The organism is Pseudoalteromonas luteoviolacea (assembly GCF_001750165.1).
Taxonomy (GTDB): domain Bacteria; phylum Pseudomonadota; class Gammaproteobacteria; order Enterobacterales; family Alteromonadaceae; genus Pseudoalteromonas; species Pseudoalteromonas luteoviolacea_G.
The window spans coordinates 3,115,546-3,136,490 of the sequence record NZ_CP015411.1 but is presented as its reverse complement, the minus strand read 5'-3'; the positions used below and the strand labels follow the sequence as shown (position 1 = coordinate 3,136,490).

At 46.5% G+C, this 20,945-nt stretch carries 2 protein-coding genes; both read right to left on the bottom strand.

All coding sequences use genetic code 11. The features are described 5' to 3' along the window. Positions 1-3 precede the first annotated feature (3 nt). The gene (locus tag S4054249_RS13305) at positions 4-666 is read right to left on the bottom strand and encodes a DNA alkylation repair protein (protein WP_046356722.1); all 663 of its coding nucleotides are present in this window, start codon (positions 664-666) and stop codon (positions 4-6) included. Positions 667-759: 93 nt separating this feature from the next. Beyond that, positions 760-20,880 carry a non-ribosomal peptide synthetase gene (locus S4054249_RS26330; protein WP_046356721.1) on the bottom strand — a complete coding sequence of 6,707 codons (20,121 nt, stop codon included), beginning with the start codon at positions 20,878-20,880 and terminating at the stop codon, positions 760-762. Between the last annotated feature and the right edge of the window lie 65 nt (positions 20,881-20,945).

Sequence of the window (20,945 nt, the reverse complement as noted above, 5' to 3'; positions counted from 1 at the left end):
GCTTTACAGTGACATCAACTCTGCTTTGGCTTGCTTGTTCAGTTTCTCGAGTGCGTATCGAAATGCCACACGTGGCATCTCTTCGTGATGTGTTTTGAGATAGCCAATGACTTCATTGGGTGAAGTTTTAGAGAGCACTTTGAGTAACCAGCCATAGCCTTTTTGCACTAAGTCGTGTCCATCATTGAGCAAGAGATCCGCCGCGTTTAAAGGGGCACTTTGAGGATATTTTCCTTTGTTTAACGGGTAGATTAAGATCACAGCAACGGCTCTTCTAACAGCAAAGTTGCCATGTTTAGCCCAAGCATGGGTTTTATCTATTAACTGTGGGTACTGCACGATTAACTCACCAAAAGCATGTGTGCAAAAATCGTCACAGTCATACCAATCGGTTATGTATTCGAGTAGCCAGCGTTCAAACACCTCAAATGTGCTTGGGGTATATTGTTTTTTAACTCTAAATGCCCAGTCAAAAGCGGTTAAACTCAGCATCCATTCTCTTGATTCAAGTAGCTGCTCGCAGCGCTCAAACACTGAATCGATATGATGATCTGGCAATGCACGGTACAGAGTTGCTGATATTTTTCGAGCTTGTGCCGTTTTGATTTTTTGCTCAGGGTAGCCAAGCTCTGCAAGTGCTTGGTATACGGTGTCTTTAATATACATAGCGAGTTTCGTTAAGTTGTTTTAAAACACGGTAGCTGAATTATTGGAAAAGCTCAAAGTCGCACAAAAAACTGGCGACTTTGAGCCTTTATATTACTGAGAGGGGAGTTCAGCCTCTTGCCAAATAACTTGATAGTGCGAGTCTTCTCGCCACTGTTTAAAGTAGGTATTAAACAGCGCCTCCCAATCATCTAATCCAACTTGGTATTGATCTACCAGTGCTAAATAATTGTCTTTATCGTACGGTGCCATGGGCATTAGGTAGGCTTCAAACAAATATTCATCATATCCTGGGCGCTGTGTGAGTAAGCCATCCATAATGACTTGCGTATTCCCCTCTGTTGCATGTTCGATATAGTGTTTACATGATTTAATAAATGCATGCTTTTCACCCTGCTTAAAGTGCAAACCTTGGCTTTTTGCCATGTCGTAAAACTGTGTGACAGGCAGTGGGGTTTTGTTTGCCACATGAAAGACGGTATTGCGTTTTTGCTCATCACTCATGCCAAGCACGATGGAGGCGGCGGCTTTATCAACCGGAATAATATCCAGTAAATACGGAACATCAGCGGGCTGTACAGGCGTTCGCATCATCATTTTTAAAATTCGATGGAAAATATCGTCAGTGTTACCAAGACCGGTTTGTGACGACCCTGAGATCTGCGCAAAGCGATAAATGGTGTAGGGCACACCACATTCTGAAGCTTGGCGGATATTCTCCTCTTGCACCCATTTGGATTGGCCGTAGCCACTACAAATGAGCTCGGCATCAGTGACGTCGATAAAGTCTTCGACGGGGTTCACTGAAAAGTGCGAATTTTTGACTTGTGTACTGGCTGTTGTGCTCGAGACAAAGTGCATCATTTTGAGCGATTTTGTCGTGGCCATTTGTAACAGCTGATTGGTGCCCGCCACCGACTTTTTAAATGCAAAGTAAGGCTGAATATGATTCACGTAAGAAGCCGTGTGCACTATGTGCTGCACATGTTCGCACAAGCTTTGCCAATCTTTATCAGACAAGCCTAGCTGCGGCTTTTCCATATCCCCAAGCATGGGTACGATGCGATTCATATCAGGGGAGAGCTGGTAGCTTTTAGCTGAGTGCGCAATACGTTGCTTGGCCTCATTTAGTGAACTTGCTCTGACAATGCAGTAGATGGTGGCATCTGTTTCATCTAATAACTGCTGGAGAATATGGCTGCCTAAAAAGCCCGTTGCGCCAGTGAGTAGCACTGATTTGACCTCGCCTTCATAGGCTTTTGTTAGCCCAGTAGTATTAGCTGTTGGGGTGAAGCCCGCATCTAAAATAAAGTCAGGCTTTTGCTGGCTTTCTTCACTTTGGCTATCCGTATGCTGTACAGAGTAGAGCTTTTCAATGTCTTCAATGAATGCGGCTATGGTATTCATGTTTTTAAACGCATCTGCCTGTAGCTCAATATTAAGCTGCTCTTTTAATTGCTGAAAGGTTTTCAGTAAAGAAATGGAATCAAATCCATACTCGTACAGGTCGCACTCTAGGTCTAATTCATCTGCCGCTATACCAATCACATTGCTGACGATTTGGATCACAGCACCTCGTATATCAGCACTGTTCACTACTTCAATCTGTGTATCTGATAAGTGTGTGACAGTATCAGCGGGCGCAACCTCGCGACTCATTATGCGCGTGGTATTTTGATAGATTTTATCAGGCGATGTGCTCAGTAAAGCGCCGATGTTGGTGACTTCGCTGTTCAACAAGTGTTGCATTAAGCTAAACGCCTCAGGCATGGTGATAAGTTGATAGCCTTTTTTCTCGGCAAAACTATTTTCAATGCTTTTTACTGAATCGTCCGAATGCCAGTAGCCCCAATTAATGGCCAACGTTTTACCATGCCTGTCACCTGCCAGTACTTGTTGTTGACGGGCGTGGGCAAATGCGTTTTGAAAGCCATTGCCGTATGAGTAGGACAGGTGATTTAAACTGCCAAATACCGCCATGGATGAGAACATCAGAAACAAATCAAGGTCGGTATGTGCAAATACCTTGTCCAGATTGATTGAGCCTTGCACTTTGACTTGCATTGCTTGTTCAAAGTCAGCCCAGTTGTTTTCATCTTCTTTAAAGGCGGTACCTAAATGCAATATGCCATTTAGCTGCAAGCTTTGCTCATCCATGTACTTGTGAACTTCTTCAAGGCTTTGCTCGCAAGCGACATCTGCGCTCACGTAGTGGACCTGACTTTGGCGACCACATGCTTTGAGTTGACTGAGTGAGTCAATACATTGCGCCTCTTTGCGTCTGCCTAGCAAGATTAGTGTGGCGTTAAATTGCGTTAATAACTGCTCACACAGTGCCATGCCTAGCTCGCCCAGTGCGCCAGCAATCAAATATACTCCCTGTTGCTTAAAGTTGTTTGCACAGAGCGCAGAATTATTTGTAGGAAAAGCCGCTTTGTTCAGTGCTAAGCCAAAACGAGATTGGTCTTGATACTTCACTTGGTTAGGTTGAGTGGCATCGCTGTTTAAGCTTGGGCAAACCAGCTCTTGCAGTAATTTGTCAGCCCAGTTTGAACAGTTATCAGCAAACTCAACCAGACTCCAAACATGGGCAGGGTTGCGCATAGTGTAGCTTCTGAGAAGTGCGCTGAGGTCGTCATAACTGCTGTTAGTTTGGCTATTTGGCAAAGCGTAAAACAACTGCATCGCATGTTTATCAAACTTAGAAATAGCCTGTATAAATTCGTATAGAGGTTTTATATCCGCAGGCTTTGTTTCTGTTTGCTCGGCAATGAAGTAGACAAAGCTAGGTAACGTATCTTGGTTAAATACAAAAGTTTCGAGCTCTGATAAATGTACAATGTCCACGTCACAGTCGTTGAGCTCAGCACGCAGTGGCTCAGCGCTTTGCTTATCTTTTGCAACGATGAGCCCTTTTTTGCTAGCAAGCAGCGGTTTTAACTGTGCTTGCCAATCTAGCGGGCAACTCAGTGGCATCGTTTGCCATTGATTCTCTAGCAGTAACCAAGGTGCGGCAGGGGGTTCTGTGGTTAAAAACGGTGTACTTGGCAAGCTGACTTTTTGCACCGATGTTTTATACAGCACAGACCAATTGATTGGGTGCCCTTCAAGCCAAAATCGCAGTAGAGCCGCTGGGTTGCGCCCAAGCTTTAATACATCGTTATCAGTAATCGCCTCAGCTTTTGTGCTTGGCACCTTTTTAATCATCAAAGTATTGCTTGCAAGCTCAACGTCGAGTTTTTGTTTTAAATCCGTAATAGAGGAAACAGTCCAGCCAGTGCGGTATTTATGCGCCGTTCTACCTATTTTCAGTGTATAAACGAGGGACTCGAAAGACACGGTCGGTTGCTGCTCAAGATAGGCATTGAGCGCCTTAACTTTTGCTTCTAGCGCTGATTGGCTAGCAGCCGAAAGCACGACGGCAGACTCAGTATTCGCTGCTGTGGCCTCGGCGACAGGCTGTTTGCTGTATTCTTCAAGTACGATATGGGCGTTTACGCCACTGATACCAAATGAGCTCACCCCAGCACGGCGTGGTTGCTCGCTTTGCCAAGGAGTCATCTCTGTTTGTACTTTAAATGGTGAGTGCTCAAGGCCTAAGTATGGGTTGAGCTCATCTACATGGAGTGATGGCACTAAAGTTTGGTGTTTAAGTTGCAGTAATACTTTGATCACCCCAGCAATACCTGCGGCAATTTCAAGGTGACCGATATTACTTTTCACTGAGCCCAGCGCACAGGTTTGCGCGTTATCTGTAGCCGTGCTGATTTTTTTATAGGCGGCCTTGAGTGCATCCAGCTCAACAGGGTCACCAAGTGAGGTGCCAGTACCATGGCACTCAATGTAGCTGAGCGTGCTTGGGTCAACGCCCGCATCTTGCCATGCTTTGTCGAGCAGGCGAGTTTGCGCTTTTGCATTGGGGACCGTAAAGCCTTGAGACTTGCCGCCGTGATTAATGGCGGAGCCTAAAATCGTCCCATAGATGTGATCTTTATCACGCTCTGATTCACTTAGCTTTTTAATAAAGATCATGCCCACACCTTCGCCGCGCACAATACCGTCGGCATCGGCCGAGAAAGTACGACAACGGCCTGTAGGTGAAAGCGCACCAATGTCATGCATTGCAATCGATGCACTCGGAGAGTCAATGACATTCACACCGCCTACGATGGCCTGATCACACTCACCATTTTGAATGGCTTGTACTGCTTTGTGGATGGCAGCGAGAGAAGACGAGCAGGTAGTATCAACGCCTTCACTTGGGCCGTGCAAATCCAAGAAGTAGCTCATGCGATTTGGCGCATAGGCGGAGGAGGTGATTAAGCCCTCATGATATCCAGCCTGACAGCCAATAAATAACCCAGTATTGGTGCCTGCTAAGGATTTTGGATCATAGCCAGCATCTTCAATACATTGCCAAACATGTGACATCAACAAGCTTTCTTGAAGCTTAATACGATCACTTTCAGCAGGGGCAATATTGAAAAACAGTGGGTCAAAGTGTTGGTTGCGCTCAAGGCGACCAAGCCAGTTAATGTCTTTTGGTAGAGGTTGTTGTGAACGGGTATCAGTATTTTCACCTGCCCAGTCAAATTCAGTTACACAGTCTGTTTGATTGGTGAGGTTTTGCCAAAATGCATCAATGTTATTTGCTTGTGGAAATTGTGCGCTGATCCCAATGATCGCAATGCGATCATCCGTTTCATTCTTCTGTTCAGTAACTTGGGTCTTTTGAAGCTCAGTATGATCTGAGTTGTTCCCAACCAATTTATCGCTATGTTCGTCCAAAATATGGGTCAAAATACTGTTTAAAGTAGAGTGCATAAACAGCACGCTCGGCGACAGCGTTAGTTGGTATTTGGCATTCACTTGGTTGATAAAGGTGATAAAAGCGATAGAGTCTGCGCCAAAGTCACCTAAATCTGTATCAGGGTCAAGCTCGTTGGCATCCACCCCTAAAATGTCAGCGGCAATGCCGCTTAAGCCCGTTTTTAGCTCAGCAGTGAGCGCCTCGATACTGTCAAACAAATGTGCATTGGGAGCGCTACTGACATTGGCAGTTTGCGTCTTGTTAGTATATTCAACGAGCGTTTGAGGTGATTGCAGCGCACTGTAAAATGCGTCAATGCCTGTGCGTGTAGGCATGGGTGTAAAACCAGTTTGTGCCAGCAGGTCTTTAAAATCAGGATTGATCTTCATGCCGCCATCTTGCCAATATGGCCAGTCGATACTGGCGCTCATACCTTGGCGTTCACCGCGTTGTTGCAGTCCACTGCGATAGTGCATATAGCTATCTAAGAAGGCATTGGCAGTGGCATAATCGACTTGCGTTAAAGCACCGTTTACGCCGCTTAGCCCTGCAAAACAGACAAAAAAGTCCAGCGCCAAATCTTGAGTGGCTTCATCCAATGCAACCACGCCGGAAACTTTAGGGGCAAGTACTTGCGAAAAACTGTGTTTATCTTTTTTGCTTAACAGCGTGTCTTTAACAATGCCTGCCGCGTGAATAACACCGCACAGCGAACCATGTTTGGCAAGGATGTCACGGACCATCAAAAGCACATTCATTTTGTGTGAGACATCCACGCTTTGGTACTGCAATTGCGTATTTGATGTGCTTAGCGCCACCAATTGCTTTTGCACTTCAGGATGGCTTTGCGGTTTACGACCTGTTACGACAATGGTTTTATTAAATGGTTGTGCACTGATCGCCTTGATAAAGTGCTGACCTATGCCACCAAAGCCACCCGTGATGAGATAAACGCCATTTGCTTTAAACGGCACTTTTGGTTCAGTCGATGTGATTGCTTGATAGGTTAATACTTCACGCTCACCGGTTGTGTAACGGACAAATTTATCATCAAAGCCACTTTGTTCGGCACGGAGTATCTTAGCAACGTTACTTTCTATTGCTTCTGCGTCTAACACCAACAATTGTGTTTGCAGTGTTTTGTGCTCAAGGCTGGCTGTTTTTAATAGCGCATGGAAGCAAGTATGCAGGTTCGCTTGAGTATCGGTGGATGCAGTGTCGCCAATCAACAGTTGCAGTTTTATCTGCTTTTTGGCCTTTGCTAAGTGCTTGATAAGCTCAACCAGTTGAAAGCCATAGTCTGCAATTTTTTGCTCAATCGCGAAGTGTTCAGAGTGCAATGTATGTATTTGCGTATCTGGCAGTTCACTGAATTGTGTACTTACAGTGGAGTCACACAAAATAAGGTGATGCTCTGTATCAGTCGCTGTCGTATGAGCTTGGCCTGTTTGGGCTTTTTTGATCCAAACAGGGGCTTTCAGCGTCACTTTAGCTTGTTGACCATCACCAACTTTAGGTGCTTGCACGGTTTGTGCATCGCCAAGACGAATGGTTTTAAGTGCAAACGGGTAGGTAGGCAAGCTGAGCTTTGGCAGCTTTACACCGTGATAGATAAAGTCCCAGTTTGTGAAACCTGTTTCGACCCAATGGGCTAAGATCTCTTGATGATCTAAAACTCTTATTGCACGCTCTAAATCAATTGAGTGTGTTGGCTTAGTTGTGGCTGTTGTCACGTACTCGGCAAGTTTTGATTTCAGCTCAGCAATAGAACTGACGACAAACCCGGTGCGAATTGGCATAACAGTACGGCCAATTTGCAAGGTATAAGCCAGTCTTCTTAGGTCTTGCTCAGTTAAGTTGTTAGCAGCCAAATAGTCATGTAATTGCGCCACTTGTTTGTCTAACACTGCTTGTGTATGTGCAGAGAGCACAATAATGGCCGGTGTATTTATTAGCTGGTTCTCCAGCTCGTGATGCTCGATGTTACAGGCTTCTTCCAGCACGGCATGGGCATTGGTACCGCCAATACCAAAAGAGCTTACAGCTGCGCGCCTTGGTAGTAGCGGTGTGTGCCAATCTCGTGTGCTATCTACCACATAAAATGGTGAATTTGCTAAATCTATGTGCGGATTAGCGTTATTGTAATGCAATGAGGCTGGCAGTTTTTTGTGATAAAGCGCCAACGATGTTTTAATTAAGCCAGTGAGGCCTGCCAACGTATCGGTATGACCTAGGTTAGATTTAACAGCGCCTAAACCGCAAAACTGCTTGTCGTCGCTATATTGTTGATAGACCTGCTGCAAAGATGAAAACTCAATGGGGTCGCCAAGAGCTGTGCCAGTACCGTGAGCTTCCACATAACTAATAGAAGCAGGGGAGATGTCTGACGCTTTTAAAGTTTGCTCTATGACATGCATTTGCCCTTTGGTGCCCGGGGCGAAAAAGCCTGCTTTGTCTTTGCCGTCGTTATTTACCTTGATACCACGAATAAGGCTGTAGATGTTATCAGCGTCATTGACTGCATCATCGGCGCGTTTTAATACAATTACAGACACGCCGCTGCCGCCAATCATACCGTCGGCTTGTTCATCAAACACCTTACAGCGTGCATCGCCTGCAAAGTTGAGTCCTTTTTCGTACTCATATCCAGTGTAGCGCTGCGGGTAAAGGCAAGCTGCGCCGACAATGGCGTAATCAATCTCGCCAGCTTTCAGTGCGCTACATGCCAACGAGATAGCAGACATAGACGATGAGCAGTTTGAGTGCACAAACAAGCTTGGGCCAGTAAAGCCAAGATGATATGAAATGGTGGTTGGCAGTGTACCAGGTTGATTAATGGTCGAAGCCACATAGTCTTGTGCATTTAAAATAAACTGGCCATCTTTAAACTTGTCTTGCAGGTTTAAATCTGGGTTATCCGCACCAGAGGATGATACATACACGCCCGTATTTGGCATATTTTCAGCGCAGTAGCCTGCATCTTCAATCGCTTTCCACGCATGTAGTAGCAATTGACGTTGCGAGTAGCTCATTGTTTTGGCGTTCTTTTCAGAGATATTGAAAAACTCTGGATCAAATTGGTCTTGGCCTTCAACCCAGGAGTCGAGCCATGTAATGTCGCCTTGCTCGGTAGACTCGCTGAGTCGTTTGAGTAAGTCTTTCTCGTTGACCAAATTATGCCAAAATTCGGTGTGGTTCTGCGAAGCAGGGTACTGGCAAGACAGGCCAATCAGTGCAATATCTTGAGTGCGATTACCTTGATTGTGAGAATCGCTATTAGCTTTATCGCTTGCTATCTCTTGAGCAGGCGCTTGCGTATGCGTACTTTGCGCTTGGGCGATAAAGTCTGTCATCGCATCTATGGTGCTGGATTGAAAAATTTGCGTGAGCGGAAACTCAACACCTAACTGTGACTTGAACTTTGCAGTGAGTACATTGGTCAGCAGTGAATCACCGCCAGCTTCAAAAAATGGCACGTTGGAGGCGATGTGGTCGACTTCTAAAACCTGCTGCCAAATTTGCGTCACCGCTGCTTTTAGCTCTGATTGCTCAGTTAGTTTAGGTGTTGCAGTGAGGGTGCTGGCGTTAGGGTTTACCTCTAACATTGCCGTTTGTGACGGCACAAATGGTAACTGCTTTGACAATGCTTGCTTATCTATTTTTCCGTTTGAAGTGATTGGAAAATGAGGTACCAATACAAAATAAGCAGGTACCATGTATTCAGGTAACTTGAACAGTAGATCGGCACGTATTTGCGCTGTAGACGGCGCATCAGGTGCAATGATATAGGCCACCAAAACTTGTCCACGTTGCTTTTGTGCGCTAGTGACATAGGCGTCTGTGATGTAGCTCAGTGATTGCAGTGCATGTTGGACTTCGCCAAGTTCAATGCGATGACCACGGATCTGAACTTGGTCATCGGCTCGGCCCATGTATTCCAGTAATCCAGACTCATTTAATCGGGCTAAATCACCTGAGCGGTAAAGGCGTTTACCATCACTGTGAGTAATAAAGCGTGCATTAGTCAGTGCTGGTTGATTGTGATAGCCACGAGTCACGCCACAGCCTGCGACAAAAATCTCACCAACTTGGCCTGCTTGAACTGGGTTGAATTGTTCATCTAACAACAACACGTCGTAGCCGGGTAAGGCACGACCTATGATGCTGCGCGCTTTTGTGCCATAGACCATGTTCGCATCTATGGTGACTTCGGTCACATGCACTGTGGTTTCGGTGATGCCATACATGTTTACAAGCTCAGCTTGTGGTTGTGCTTGCTCAAACCAAGGAGCCAGCTTGCTTACATCGAGTGCTTCACCACCAAATATCACTTTACGCAGTGCATTGTGTGGGCTTGCCAACAAATTGTCCATCAGTGGGTAAAATGCCGATGGCGTTTGGTTTAAAATAGTCACTTGGTTATCAATGACAAACTTGGCAAAACTCACGGACTCTTTGCGAGTAAGCTCATCGGGGATCAACAGCTTGCCACCGTGCAGTAGCGCGCCCCAAATTTCCCACACCGAAAAATCAAAGGCATAAGAGTGGAACAAGCACCAAGTATCTTGCTCATTAAAACCAAATAACGATTGGGTGTTGTTAAATAAGCTGCACACATTGTGATGCTCAACCAAAACGCCTTTTGGCTTGCCCGTTGAGCCCGATGTATAAATAATGTACGCCAAGTTGGATGCAGATGCGCGATTGATATTGGCAACTTGTGTCGTCCATGCAAGGGCCGTTTGCAAATTAATCACTTGATGGTGCTGGTAGGCCCCTGCATGCTGCACCTCTGCGCCAAGTACTAAAATACTTGGTTTGGCGTCTTCTAAAATATATTGAATGCGCGCCGCAGGTGAGCTGGGATCAATTGGCACATAGGCTGCACCTGATTTTAAAATCCCCAGTATCGCGACGATCAACTCAATAGAAGGTTTGGCACATAGCGCAACAAGGTTGTCAGTGTCTTGTTTAAATTCAGGGTGATTTAAGAGCGTGTTTGCAAATTGATTGGCTTTGTCATTGAGCTGATGGTAATTGATTGACTGCATACCAACGCAAACCGCAATGCGTTCTGGGTGCATAGCGGCTTGTGCTTCAAACAAATCGACTAAGGTCGGTTGAGCTGCTGGCAGGGTTTTTAAGTTAGCAAAGACTGGTAAGCTGCCAAGTGCTTGCTCGCCTGCAAACATCACGTCATCAATTAAACTTGCATAATCTTTAGCCAATGCATCAATAATTGCTGAAGGGTAGACGGCTTCATCAAATTTAAACGCAACCTTAAAGCTGTGCGATAAAGGCGTGACTTCCAAGCTTAAATCTAGTTCAGGTTCTTGCACACAGTCAGGCCAAATGGCGTTCACCAAGTCTTGATTAGACTCAATCCAATCTGGTTTTAAGAAGTTATGGTAGGCAAACCCGATTTGGAAAATCGGATGGCTGTGCATCGCGCGTTTAGCACCCGTTGCGCGGACGATTTCAGCAAATGGATAGCCACTGTGCTTTATAAGCTCGCCAAGCTGGTGTTGGTTTTGTAGAGCCAATTGCGAGAATGAGTGCACCTGATTGACAGAAGCCCTAAGTGGCAGCTGGTTTACAAACAAGCCTAATGAGTTGGCCATATCACTGGTTGGGCGGTGCAGCACTGGCACGCCCAAAGTGATGTCATCACGCTGCGTTTTAGCACTCAACAGGGTTTGAAACGCAGATAAGAAAAACGCGGCAGGGTTTATTTTATTGCTACTGCAAAATTGGTGAATACGCTGCACTTGGTTGTTATTCATCGCCAGCTCAAGCCGCTTAGCTTGCTTATTCGCACTTTGCTTTTCTTGTTTGCCAGCTAATGTCAGCTCAGACTCAACACCTTGCAATTGTGTTTGCCAATAATGTGTTAGCTGTGTGCTTTGCTCGCTGTTAAGCATCTGCTTTTCCCACTCAAGGTAGGTGAAAAAGCCAGTATCTGGTTGAGCTTGCTCTAGCGGTTCATTGGCGACGAGGTTGTGGTAAGTTTGCCATAATTGTTCAAGCAATAGGGTCGCAGAGACACCGTCAATAATAAGGTGATGGAATACTAAAACCATCACATCAAGCTGGCCATTTATTTGCCAATGCGCCGCGCGCCACAGCAGCGGGCTGTGTGCTGAGTGTGATTGTGTCATCGCGAATGGCAGCTTGATGTCAGCTTGGATCAAATCAATCAAGGCTGATTTTGACGACACTGGCGTGTAATTTTGCTCCAGTGTGGGTGTAAGCCCTGTGATTTGTTGCTGGGGTAAGCCTCCCACTTCAGCAAGCTGCACCGACAAAATGGGGTGTTTTTGGCTGAGCCAGTTAAGCGCAGCCTGCATACAGTCCACATTCAAGTCGTTGACTTCAAAAACCATTGGTACATGGTAAGTACTTAGTTGCGGGTTTTGCTTGTGCAGCAACCACAGACCTTGCTGAGCTTTTGACAGTGGCATAGGCCCATGTAAATTTGCACTGGCTGGCGTGCTTTGAGCCATGGGCTCATCCACTTGCGTTGGCAGTTGGTGCGCAGCCAAATAGTCACATAACTCATTGATGGTGCTTATTTCAAAAAGCAGTGCGGGTGGTAAAGTTTCAATGTTCAAAAACGTATCAGACTCAAGCCTTTGCACCACAGACATCAGCATGATGGAGTCAAAGCCCATGTCTTTAAAAGCAACCTCATCGTCTAAGTCTTGCACATCGATTTTAGTGATGTCGGTAATAATTGACTTAATGTGGTCACAGATCTGGGTGTGGCTTTTTCCCCCCTCTACAGAGCCGGTGTTGATGCACTGAGTGGTGGTGTTAGGCCTGTGCCAAAGCTGTGTTAATTTGCTGGCATCGCCGTATAAAAAACAGTGCTGAGTAGGGATGTTGTGCAAGGTAAAGACACGATATAACGCGTCGATACCGACTTCATTCGGCATGACTTCAATGCCTTGAGATTGCAAAATAGATGTGGTTAATGAATCAACATGCATGCCACCTTCTGACCACAATGGCCAGTTAATCGATAGGCTCAAACCGCTGCGCATGCCTTGTATTACTTGCGTTTGACGAGCAGCCATAAAGCGGTCCATAAAGGCGTTAGCACAGGCATAATCTGCCTGTCCCATATTGCCAAATACACCCGCAATGGAAGAGAAGCAGACAAAAAAGTCTAAATCACAAGTTTTACTTGCTTCATCTAAAGCGATTAAGCCAGCCACTTTTGGCGCAAACACCTGTGCGACTTCTTGCGGCGTTTTATTGCTTATCAGTTGGTCTTTGATCACCCCTGCACTGTGAATTATGCCTGTGATACCGCCATGCTTGGCTTTGAGGCTTGCAAACAGTGCGTTGACGTCATCATGATTGGCAATATTCAATGATACATAGCTCAATCTTGAAGGCTCGCCTCCAAGGGCATCAAGGTTTGATTGAATCGCATCGCTAAGTGCACGGCGGCCAACAAACACAATATGTGCTTGTTTAGTATGTTGGATGATTTCTTTGGCAAAGGTTTGACCAAGTTGGCCAAGGCCGCCTGTTATGACATACACACCATCTTCTTTCCAAGGTAAAGTGGTGGTGTCAACTTGCTGATAGGCTTGCAAGTCAAAGGTTAAAACCTGTCGCTGCCCTTGTTGGTAGCGTATACAGGCGTCTTGTTTTTTCGCTTCATTCTCAACAAGGTGTTCAAAATTATTTGTATCATCAACGGCGATAAGCTGAGTCTCAATGTTGCTGTATTCGATGGCGGCTGTTTTCAGTACACCATTGAGGGCAGATAAAAGCGAGGTTTGGTCTTTCACCACAACTTGAACAAGTAACTTGCTCGGTGTCTTTTTGGTGATGGTGCCTTGCTGTCGTTCGAGCAGCTTAAAGTAGTCGATAAGTCCATTTGTATAGACTTCTAATTGCGCTTGAACTTCAGTGGCTGTGCAGCTTAGACGCGTGCTTGATACCGAGTATATTTCCGGTAAGTCATCACCAAGCAGTACAACTTGACGATGATATGTTGCAGGCTCAGTAGAAGTTAACGGCTTATCCGCCCAGTTTGCGGTGTAATGCAGCAGTGCCGATGGTGTAGTGGATGTTTGTGCACTTGGTGTGTGTGGAACAGGTTCAAAAGCTTGTGCGCTTTGCACATTGGCGCTTGGACCATTAAAGTCGAGCGCAGCACTTGGCTCGCATTTTTCAGCGGATTTATGTGTACTTTTTTCTGGCAGCCAAAATGACGTTTTAGCGAACGGATAAGTGGGTAAACGCAATAGCGATGGCGTTTGCTGTGCGTACAATAAAAGCCAATCGATGTCAGCACCAACAACCCAAAGCGCCAGCAACTTGTTCAAGTCGCCTTGCTCTATCCAACGCATAAAGTCATTGCTATCCAGTGCGCTTAAAATCTCTTTACCTTGTTTGACTTCCCCTTGCTTGTAGTGACCACGTGCCTTGTTTGTAAATTGCGTCAGGCCATCTTGCACATCTGCAATGGTGCTTGCGGTAAATGCCATGCGATAGTCCATCTCTTCACGGGCGCTTTGTAGCGTGAAGGCAAGGCTAGTCAGGGCGCTGCCTTGTACGTTTTTGCGAGTTAGCCATGACTTCAAGGCATGCGCTTTGTCATTGAGTGACTCTTTGCTTTTGGCGCTAAGCGTGATGATCACCGGTTGCGATGCGGTGTTTTGCTGCTTGATAGATTGAGGCTGGTATTCTTCAAGTACAACATGGGCGTTGGTGCCACTAAAGCCGAAGGAGCTCACCGCAGCACGGCGTTTTTGCCCGTTGTTGCTTTGCCATGCGATGGCTTCTTGGTTGACAAAAAATGGCGTGTTGTGCCAATTGATGTGACTGTTGCCTTGATCATAGTGAAGCGAGGCAGGAATAGTGCGGTGTTTCATGGCAAGTAGTGCTTTGATCACACCAGCAACACCCGCTGCGGTTAGGCAGTGGCCGATGTTGGTTTTGACTGAGCCCAGCGCACAAAACTCGTTGCTGTCGGTGTGGGCTCTAAATGCACGGGTCAGCGCCTGAAACTCAATGGGATCGCCCAGTTTTGTGCCTGTACCATGGGCTTCTATCATTTGAATTGAGTCGGGTGCAATATTAAAGCGTGTGTAAATATCGCGGTGCAATTGCTCTTGTGATAAAGAGCTCGGTGCGGTGATCCCGCTGGTGGTTCCGTCTTGATTGGTGGCAGAGCCTAGGATCACACCGTAAATGTGGTCGCCATCGCGCTCGGCATCTTCAAGTTTTTTCAGTACGAGCACACCTGCGCCTTCACCAGGCACAAAGCCATTGGCGCGATCGTCAAAGGTATAACAGGTACCATCTGGGCTAAGCATGCCCGCTTTACCCGCATGGATTGAAAATTTAGGCGTGCATAAAGTAGCAACACCGCCGACAAGAGCGCTGCTGATCTCATTGTTGTTTAAAGCTTGGCATGCACTGTGAAGGGCAACCAAAGAGGACGAACACGCCGTGTCTATTGCAAGGGCAGGGCCTTTTAAATTTAAAAAGTAAGAGACACGAGCTGGGATAACCGATCCCGCATTGCCCCAAAACACTTGTGCGGGTGCATCTTCTTCGGCCAAGCCAGCATAATCACTTTGCGCACAGCCCAAGTACACGCCGACATTTTGACCCGCAACTTTGGTGATCATATTGGCATCTTCTAATGCTTTATACGCTTGTTGCAAAAAGAGTCTTTGCTGTGGGTCCATGTACATGGCTTCTTGCGGCGTAATTGAGAAAAATGGCGCGTCGAAGAGGCTGATGTCATTCAGCAAGCTGGCATATTTGCTCCAGCTTTGCTGATTGCTAGTAAGGCTTGATAAATCCCACCGCGTTTGTGCTTTGACCGAGGTGCGTTTTTCCGCCAGCATGGTCCAAAACTCTTCGAGATTGTCCGCATCACCAAATTGACCGCTCATGCCCACAATGGCGATTTTACCGCTGTGAGCAGTTGCTTGTGTTGTTAAGTTTTCTTGCTCTGCTTGCACCACTTTGCTGTGTGAACTGTGCTTGCGCAGATTGTGCGTGCTATCAGTGTTCGTATTTGTTTTAACAGCGTGTTCAGATGTGTTGCCGTCGCTTTGCGTTGGCATTATCGCTAAAACCTGTTCTTTATGCTCTGCGATGATATGGGCGCTCAGTGTGTCAATTGACGGGTAGTCAAACAGCAAGGTTGCTGGCAAGTTTACGTTAAACTTGGCATTGATCTCATCCAGCATTTGAATGGCTAAAATAGAGTCTACCCCGTAGTCTGCAAATGACTCATCTGCGTCTAGCTCGTTAGGAGCCATGTCTAGGGCGGCACTTGCAATGTCAAATAGCGCATTGTGGACAAATTCAGTCAGCACAGAGGGATCTGTATTGTGTTGTGGTTTTTGTTTTAATGTACTGCTCATACTCTGTGTTGCTTTGTGATTGTCTTTTTTATTTTTGTTCTTGGTGTGAGTTGGCGTTTTTGCTTGTAAAGAAAAGCCATCGCTTTGGGCGCAAAAAACCTGCTGAGGCGCGCTGGTATCACCTGCGGTAAAGGCGTTTACAAATCCAGTTTCAAAAAGGGCTTGTCGCCAGTTTTCGATAGACAGCATCGGCGAGCCTGCTAAGCGTAAGTGCTTATCTTGGCTTAGCCACCATCCCTCTAATAAGCCGAATGTCAGGTGTGTAAATAAGGAGGTTTTTACCACTTCATTGATAAGTAAAACGCCGCCTTGCTTTAAGCAAGCTTTGGCATTTTGCAGGGTGTTTTTAATGTCCGCTGTGGCGTGCAGAACGTTAGTGGCAATCACCACATCATAGCTGCCGATATCAATATTTTGTCCTGCAAGAGGCTTGCTGATATCTAGGTATTTGGTATCAACAAATGGGTAATCAGTTTGATACTGCGCCTTGGCATGGTTAAAGAATGCTTTTGATAAATCAGTATAGGCGTATTCTTCGACTTGCCACTGTTTAAGGGCTGGTAAAACCGAGCGAGTCGTGCCGCCAGTACCTGCGCCAATTTCAAGCACGCGTATTGATTCCAAGTTGGCTGTCGCCAAGTAGGTTTGCAGCTGCTCAATCAACACCGCATTTGCATAATCCGCAACCGGGTTATTTTGATAAACCGCTTCGACTAAGGCCATGGATGCATTGGGAAAGAGTGCATCTGTGGCTTTGAGCTCGCCATTTAAAATGGCAGGCAAATTCGCCAAGCAATTATCTAGTAGATCCTCCGATGGGGTTGAAGTATAGGCTGCTTTACCAGCTTGAATAACGCCACTCTGTATTAGCTGGTGCGCCTCTAAATAGCGCTCGGTCTCTGTCCACCAGTTACTGAAGTACTCAGGCAAAGTGGCAAGGGCACGCTCGCGTTGTGCTGGCTGTTGCCAACCAGCTTGGTGGAGTGCCGCGCAAAGTTGGTTTAGGTCAACCTGCGCTTTGCTATCTTGCTTAGAGACTTGATGTTTAGGCGCTTGATATTTAGAGCTTTGCTTGGCGATTGCATGCTGCGCGCCTTGTGCACTATAGCTCTGTAACTTAAAGGTATCCGTTAGTGCGGCTTGCGTGATTTTAAGCACGCCCGCTTGCGTTAAGTTTGAGCCCATCAAGGTGGCAAGTGCTTGCATGCCTTGCTCAGCCTCGATAGAGCCAATGCCCATAGCCGTCATTTTCTTTTGGTAGTATGCGTCTTGGACGACGCCCACAGAGCCCCAGTATCCCCAATTGATGATTTTAACTGGGCACTTATGCTGGTAAGTGCGAGCAAGTGAATCTAGATATACGCACCCCGCGGCATAATTACTTTGCCCGGCAGCAGGAGAAAACGACTGCATGGATGAAAAAAACAAGAAAAAGTCTAAATCTGCTTGGCTGAATACCTCCAGCGCGATTTCTCCGGTTTGCTGCTTGGCGTGATAGCTGCGGTTAAATTGCGCTTCGTCCATGTTTGTCAGCGTTTGGTCTTCTAGGTGTAAAATTGAATGCACCACACCATTTAAACTGCCAAATTGACGGGCGATGTCTTGAGATGCACTTTCCATTGCATCTTTGTCACTGGCATCACATTGAATGTATACAGGGGCTTTGCCAAGCTTTGCTAAACGGTCAATATCGCTTTGAATGTCGGTGTTTAGTTCACGGCGGCCAAGCCAGATGATTTGCGCATCGCGGTGCTTTATCATCCACTCACTCCATACTTGGCCAAGACCGCCAGCCCCGCCCAGTACGAGATAGGTGCCCTGTGTTTGCAGACTCGCATTGTTAGCTGCCCCATCTAGAAAGGTGTGCTGCGTCAGCTCAAAGCTAAAGTATTGCTCGGTACGATGCGCATACAACCCCGCAGGCAGCGCTGTAAATTCACGTGGGATAGAATCTAATTGCGCCGCATCTATGACACGCACCGTCCAGCTTGGGTATTCCTGTGCAACGCTTTGCAGTAGGCCTATTAGGCCTGCACCTTCGCAGTTAACTTGTTCATTTTGGCCAAAAACGACTTGTGTTTGTTTTGTCACTAAGGTGATTGATAGTGGCTTACTATCAAACCCGTCTGCCAACATGCGCTTGAGCTGTTGGAATAAAGCCAGTGGCTGTGCGTACTCATCTTTTGCCAGCCAAACCAGCTGATTGGTGTCTGTACTCTCTGTTAACCAATCTGGTTTTAATACCTGTGGCCCAAAATAAGCTGCGTGCAGTTCAGGAGATGTGGCAAAGTCGGGTGTGACTGCTTGCCAGCAAGGCGTGAGCGTGAGCAGGTCTTGTGTACTTGCTTTGACAGCATCTAGTGGCACTTTTCGAGTTGAAAAGCCTTTAATGCCCATAAGTAAATTGCCATCTAAATCACAGAGATCCAAATCAAACTTTTGTGTGTTATCTGTATCGTTGTTTGTTTGCGTTGCTTTAACCCAGACTTCAGTGTGCTGTGCTTCACTTAATTGCTGTGCGTTGTAAAAACACACTTGCTCGGTGGCAAATGGCAGGGCTGCGTGTGACTGGTCGGCAAATATGATTAAGGATTGCAGCGCCGCATCGACAAGGGCTGGTGATAGGCCAAAGCCTTGGCTACATGACGAAGGCACGGCCACTTTGGCGGTTGCTGTCGTACCTTGTTTGCTCAACTGCTGTAGACCTTGAAAACGGGTGCCGTAGTCTATACCCATGTTTTTAAAGGTGGCGTAAGCGTCACTTGGTGTAAGCAGCTGATCAGACTCTGTGGTTAATCCAAATAAGGTGACGGGCGCGCTTTGCTGTGACACTTGCACCTTTCCTGAGGCACAGACCTGCTGGGCGCCTTCGTGCTTTTGCCACACTTCAAATTGCATTGCACTATCTGACTGCCAAAGGGATAGATAAATGGTGTTTTGCTCAGTCGATGCACCCTGCTCAATACTAATCGGGCGTAGCCATTTGACGTTTGCAATTTGAATGGCATGGGACGCATTTAAATTGTGGGATAACGCGATGGCAGCACGGACCATTTCTAACGTACAAACCCCAGGTAACAGGCGCTCACCATTGACTTTGTGGTCAGCTAAAAAGAATTCGTGACCAGTAAAAGTCGAGCTAAATAGCAGTTCATCAAAAGCAGGTAACGCTTTATGCAGTAGTGGATGTAAAATGTCGGTTGTTGGCGCGTCTTTTTTTGAGGTTATCCAGTATGGCTTTGGATTAAACGGGTAGCCGGGCAGGGCAAGTCGCTGTGGCTTGGCATTGGGATAAAGTGCTGACCAATCAACAGTCGCACCTGATAGCCATTGGTTTAGTGCATCAGAGGTGTTTTGATTATCTGCTGTTATGCAGGTACTCGCGTTGTCTTTATCTGCTTTACCTTGTTGCCAAGCGCCGCTTTTACCCTCGATAAACAAATTAAGCTGCGCTTTGACTTCTGTCATTGAACTAGCGCTAAAAGCCAAGCGCTGGCTCATGTCTTCGCGGCCAACTTGTAGGGTAAATGCCAAGTCTGCCAAATTATCATCGGTTAAGCTTTGCGCTTCAATAAAGGCTCTAAGTGCTTTTGCGCGCGCCATTAAGGCCTCAGGCTTTTTGGCGGAGAGCACAATAACAGTTGGCGTATCTAAACTAACGGTATTTGTTATTTGAGCAGGTGGTGATTGCAAAATCACATGGGCGTTAACGCCAGCAAAGCCAAATGAGGAAATACCAGCAAGCACATGCTTTTGCTCTAAGGGTACACAGTCAGTCGCTAAGGCAAACGGTGATTTATCCAGTGTGATTTTGGGGTTCAACGTCTCAAAGTTTTGTAGCGGCGGTACTTGTTGGTGTTTAAAACTCAAAAGTACCTTGATGATACCTGCTATGCCAGCAGCGGACTCCAGGTGACCGATATTGGTTTTTACCGTGCTGAGATAACATGCAGAGTCTCCGTCTGACTTTTTAGATTTGGTAGCACGAAAAGCCCGTTTTAGACCCTGAACTTCAATTGGGTCGCCAAGTCGAGTGCCTGTCCCATGTAGCTCAATGTAAGATAAATCTTCACTATGGATCCCCGCATTGTCGATGGCCTCTTGAATGACACGAGATTGCGAAAATGGACTGGGTGAAGTGAGGGTATTGGTGTGACCTGAATGACCGACACTGCTGCCTTTGATCACACCGTACACAGTGAGGTTTTCTTTTAAAGCGTGCTCTAATGGCATCAGCAGTACCATGCCCACGCCTTCGCCACGCACATAGCCATCGGCGTTGGCATCTAGGGTTTTGCAACGGCCATTTGGCGATAGCACCCCGAGCTTGCTGAATGACACATAACGACTTTTAGTGATTAGCAGGTTAACACCGCCAACTAAAGCAGCGTTGATCTCACCGGCATTAAAGTCGTTCATGGCTTTGTGCAACGCAACCAAAGACGATGAACACGCGGTATCGACGGTCTCGCTGGGGCCTTGGAAATTAAAATAATGGGAGATGCGATTGGCAAAAACTCCAGTCGACATGCCCGTTAAAAAATGTGGGTCTATGTTACCTGTGGCAAGCTCTTGATAATCGGTATTACTGCAACCTAAGTACACACCCGTTTTGGTATTTTTGAAGCTGCTTGGAGACAAACCCGCATCTTCAAAACATTGCCACGCCAGCTCCATGCTCAGGCGTTGTTGTGGGTCCATGCTTTGCGCTTCTTTGGGGGAAATGGCAAAAAATCCGGCATCAAAACCGTCAATATTGTCGATAAATCCGCCCCATTTACTCACGATTTTTTGTTCGTCTTTTTTCGGAGTTGGGTCAAAGTCATCTTGCCATCGAAAGCGCGCCGCAGGGATCTCACTGATACTACTTACTTTGTTTGCTAAGTTGTGCCAAAACTGCTCTTTGCTGCTAGCGCCGGGAAAGCGCAGCGATATACCAACAATGGCAATCTCTTGTTGAGCTGATGTGTGTTTGTTAGCCGTAGTATCTTGCTTGTTTTTCATGGTTTGTCTCAGTAAAACGGGTGTAACTAATAATGTGCAAAGCAAAGGCCCTAAATCACCCTTGA

Bases quoted from the DNA above. Each gene is read 5' to 3' on its own strand.
- S4054249_RS13305 (WP_046356722.1), bottom strand. From the start codon at position 666: ATGTATATTAAAGACACCGTATACCAAGCACTTGCAGAGCTTGGCTAC.
- S4054249_RS26330 (WP_046356721.1), bottom strand. From the start codon at position 20,880: ATGAAAAACAAGCAAGATACTACGGCTAACAAACACACATCAGCTCAA.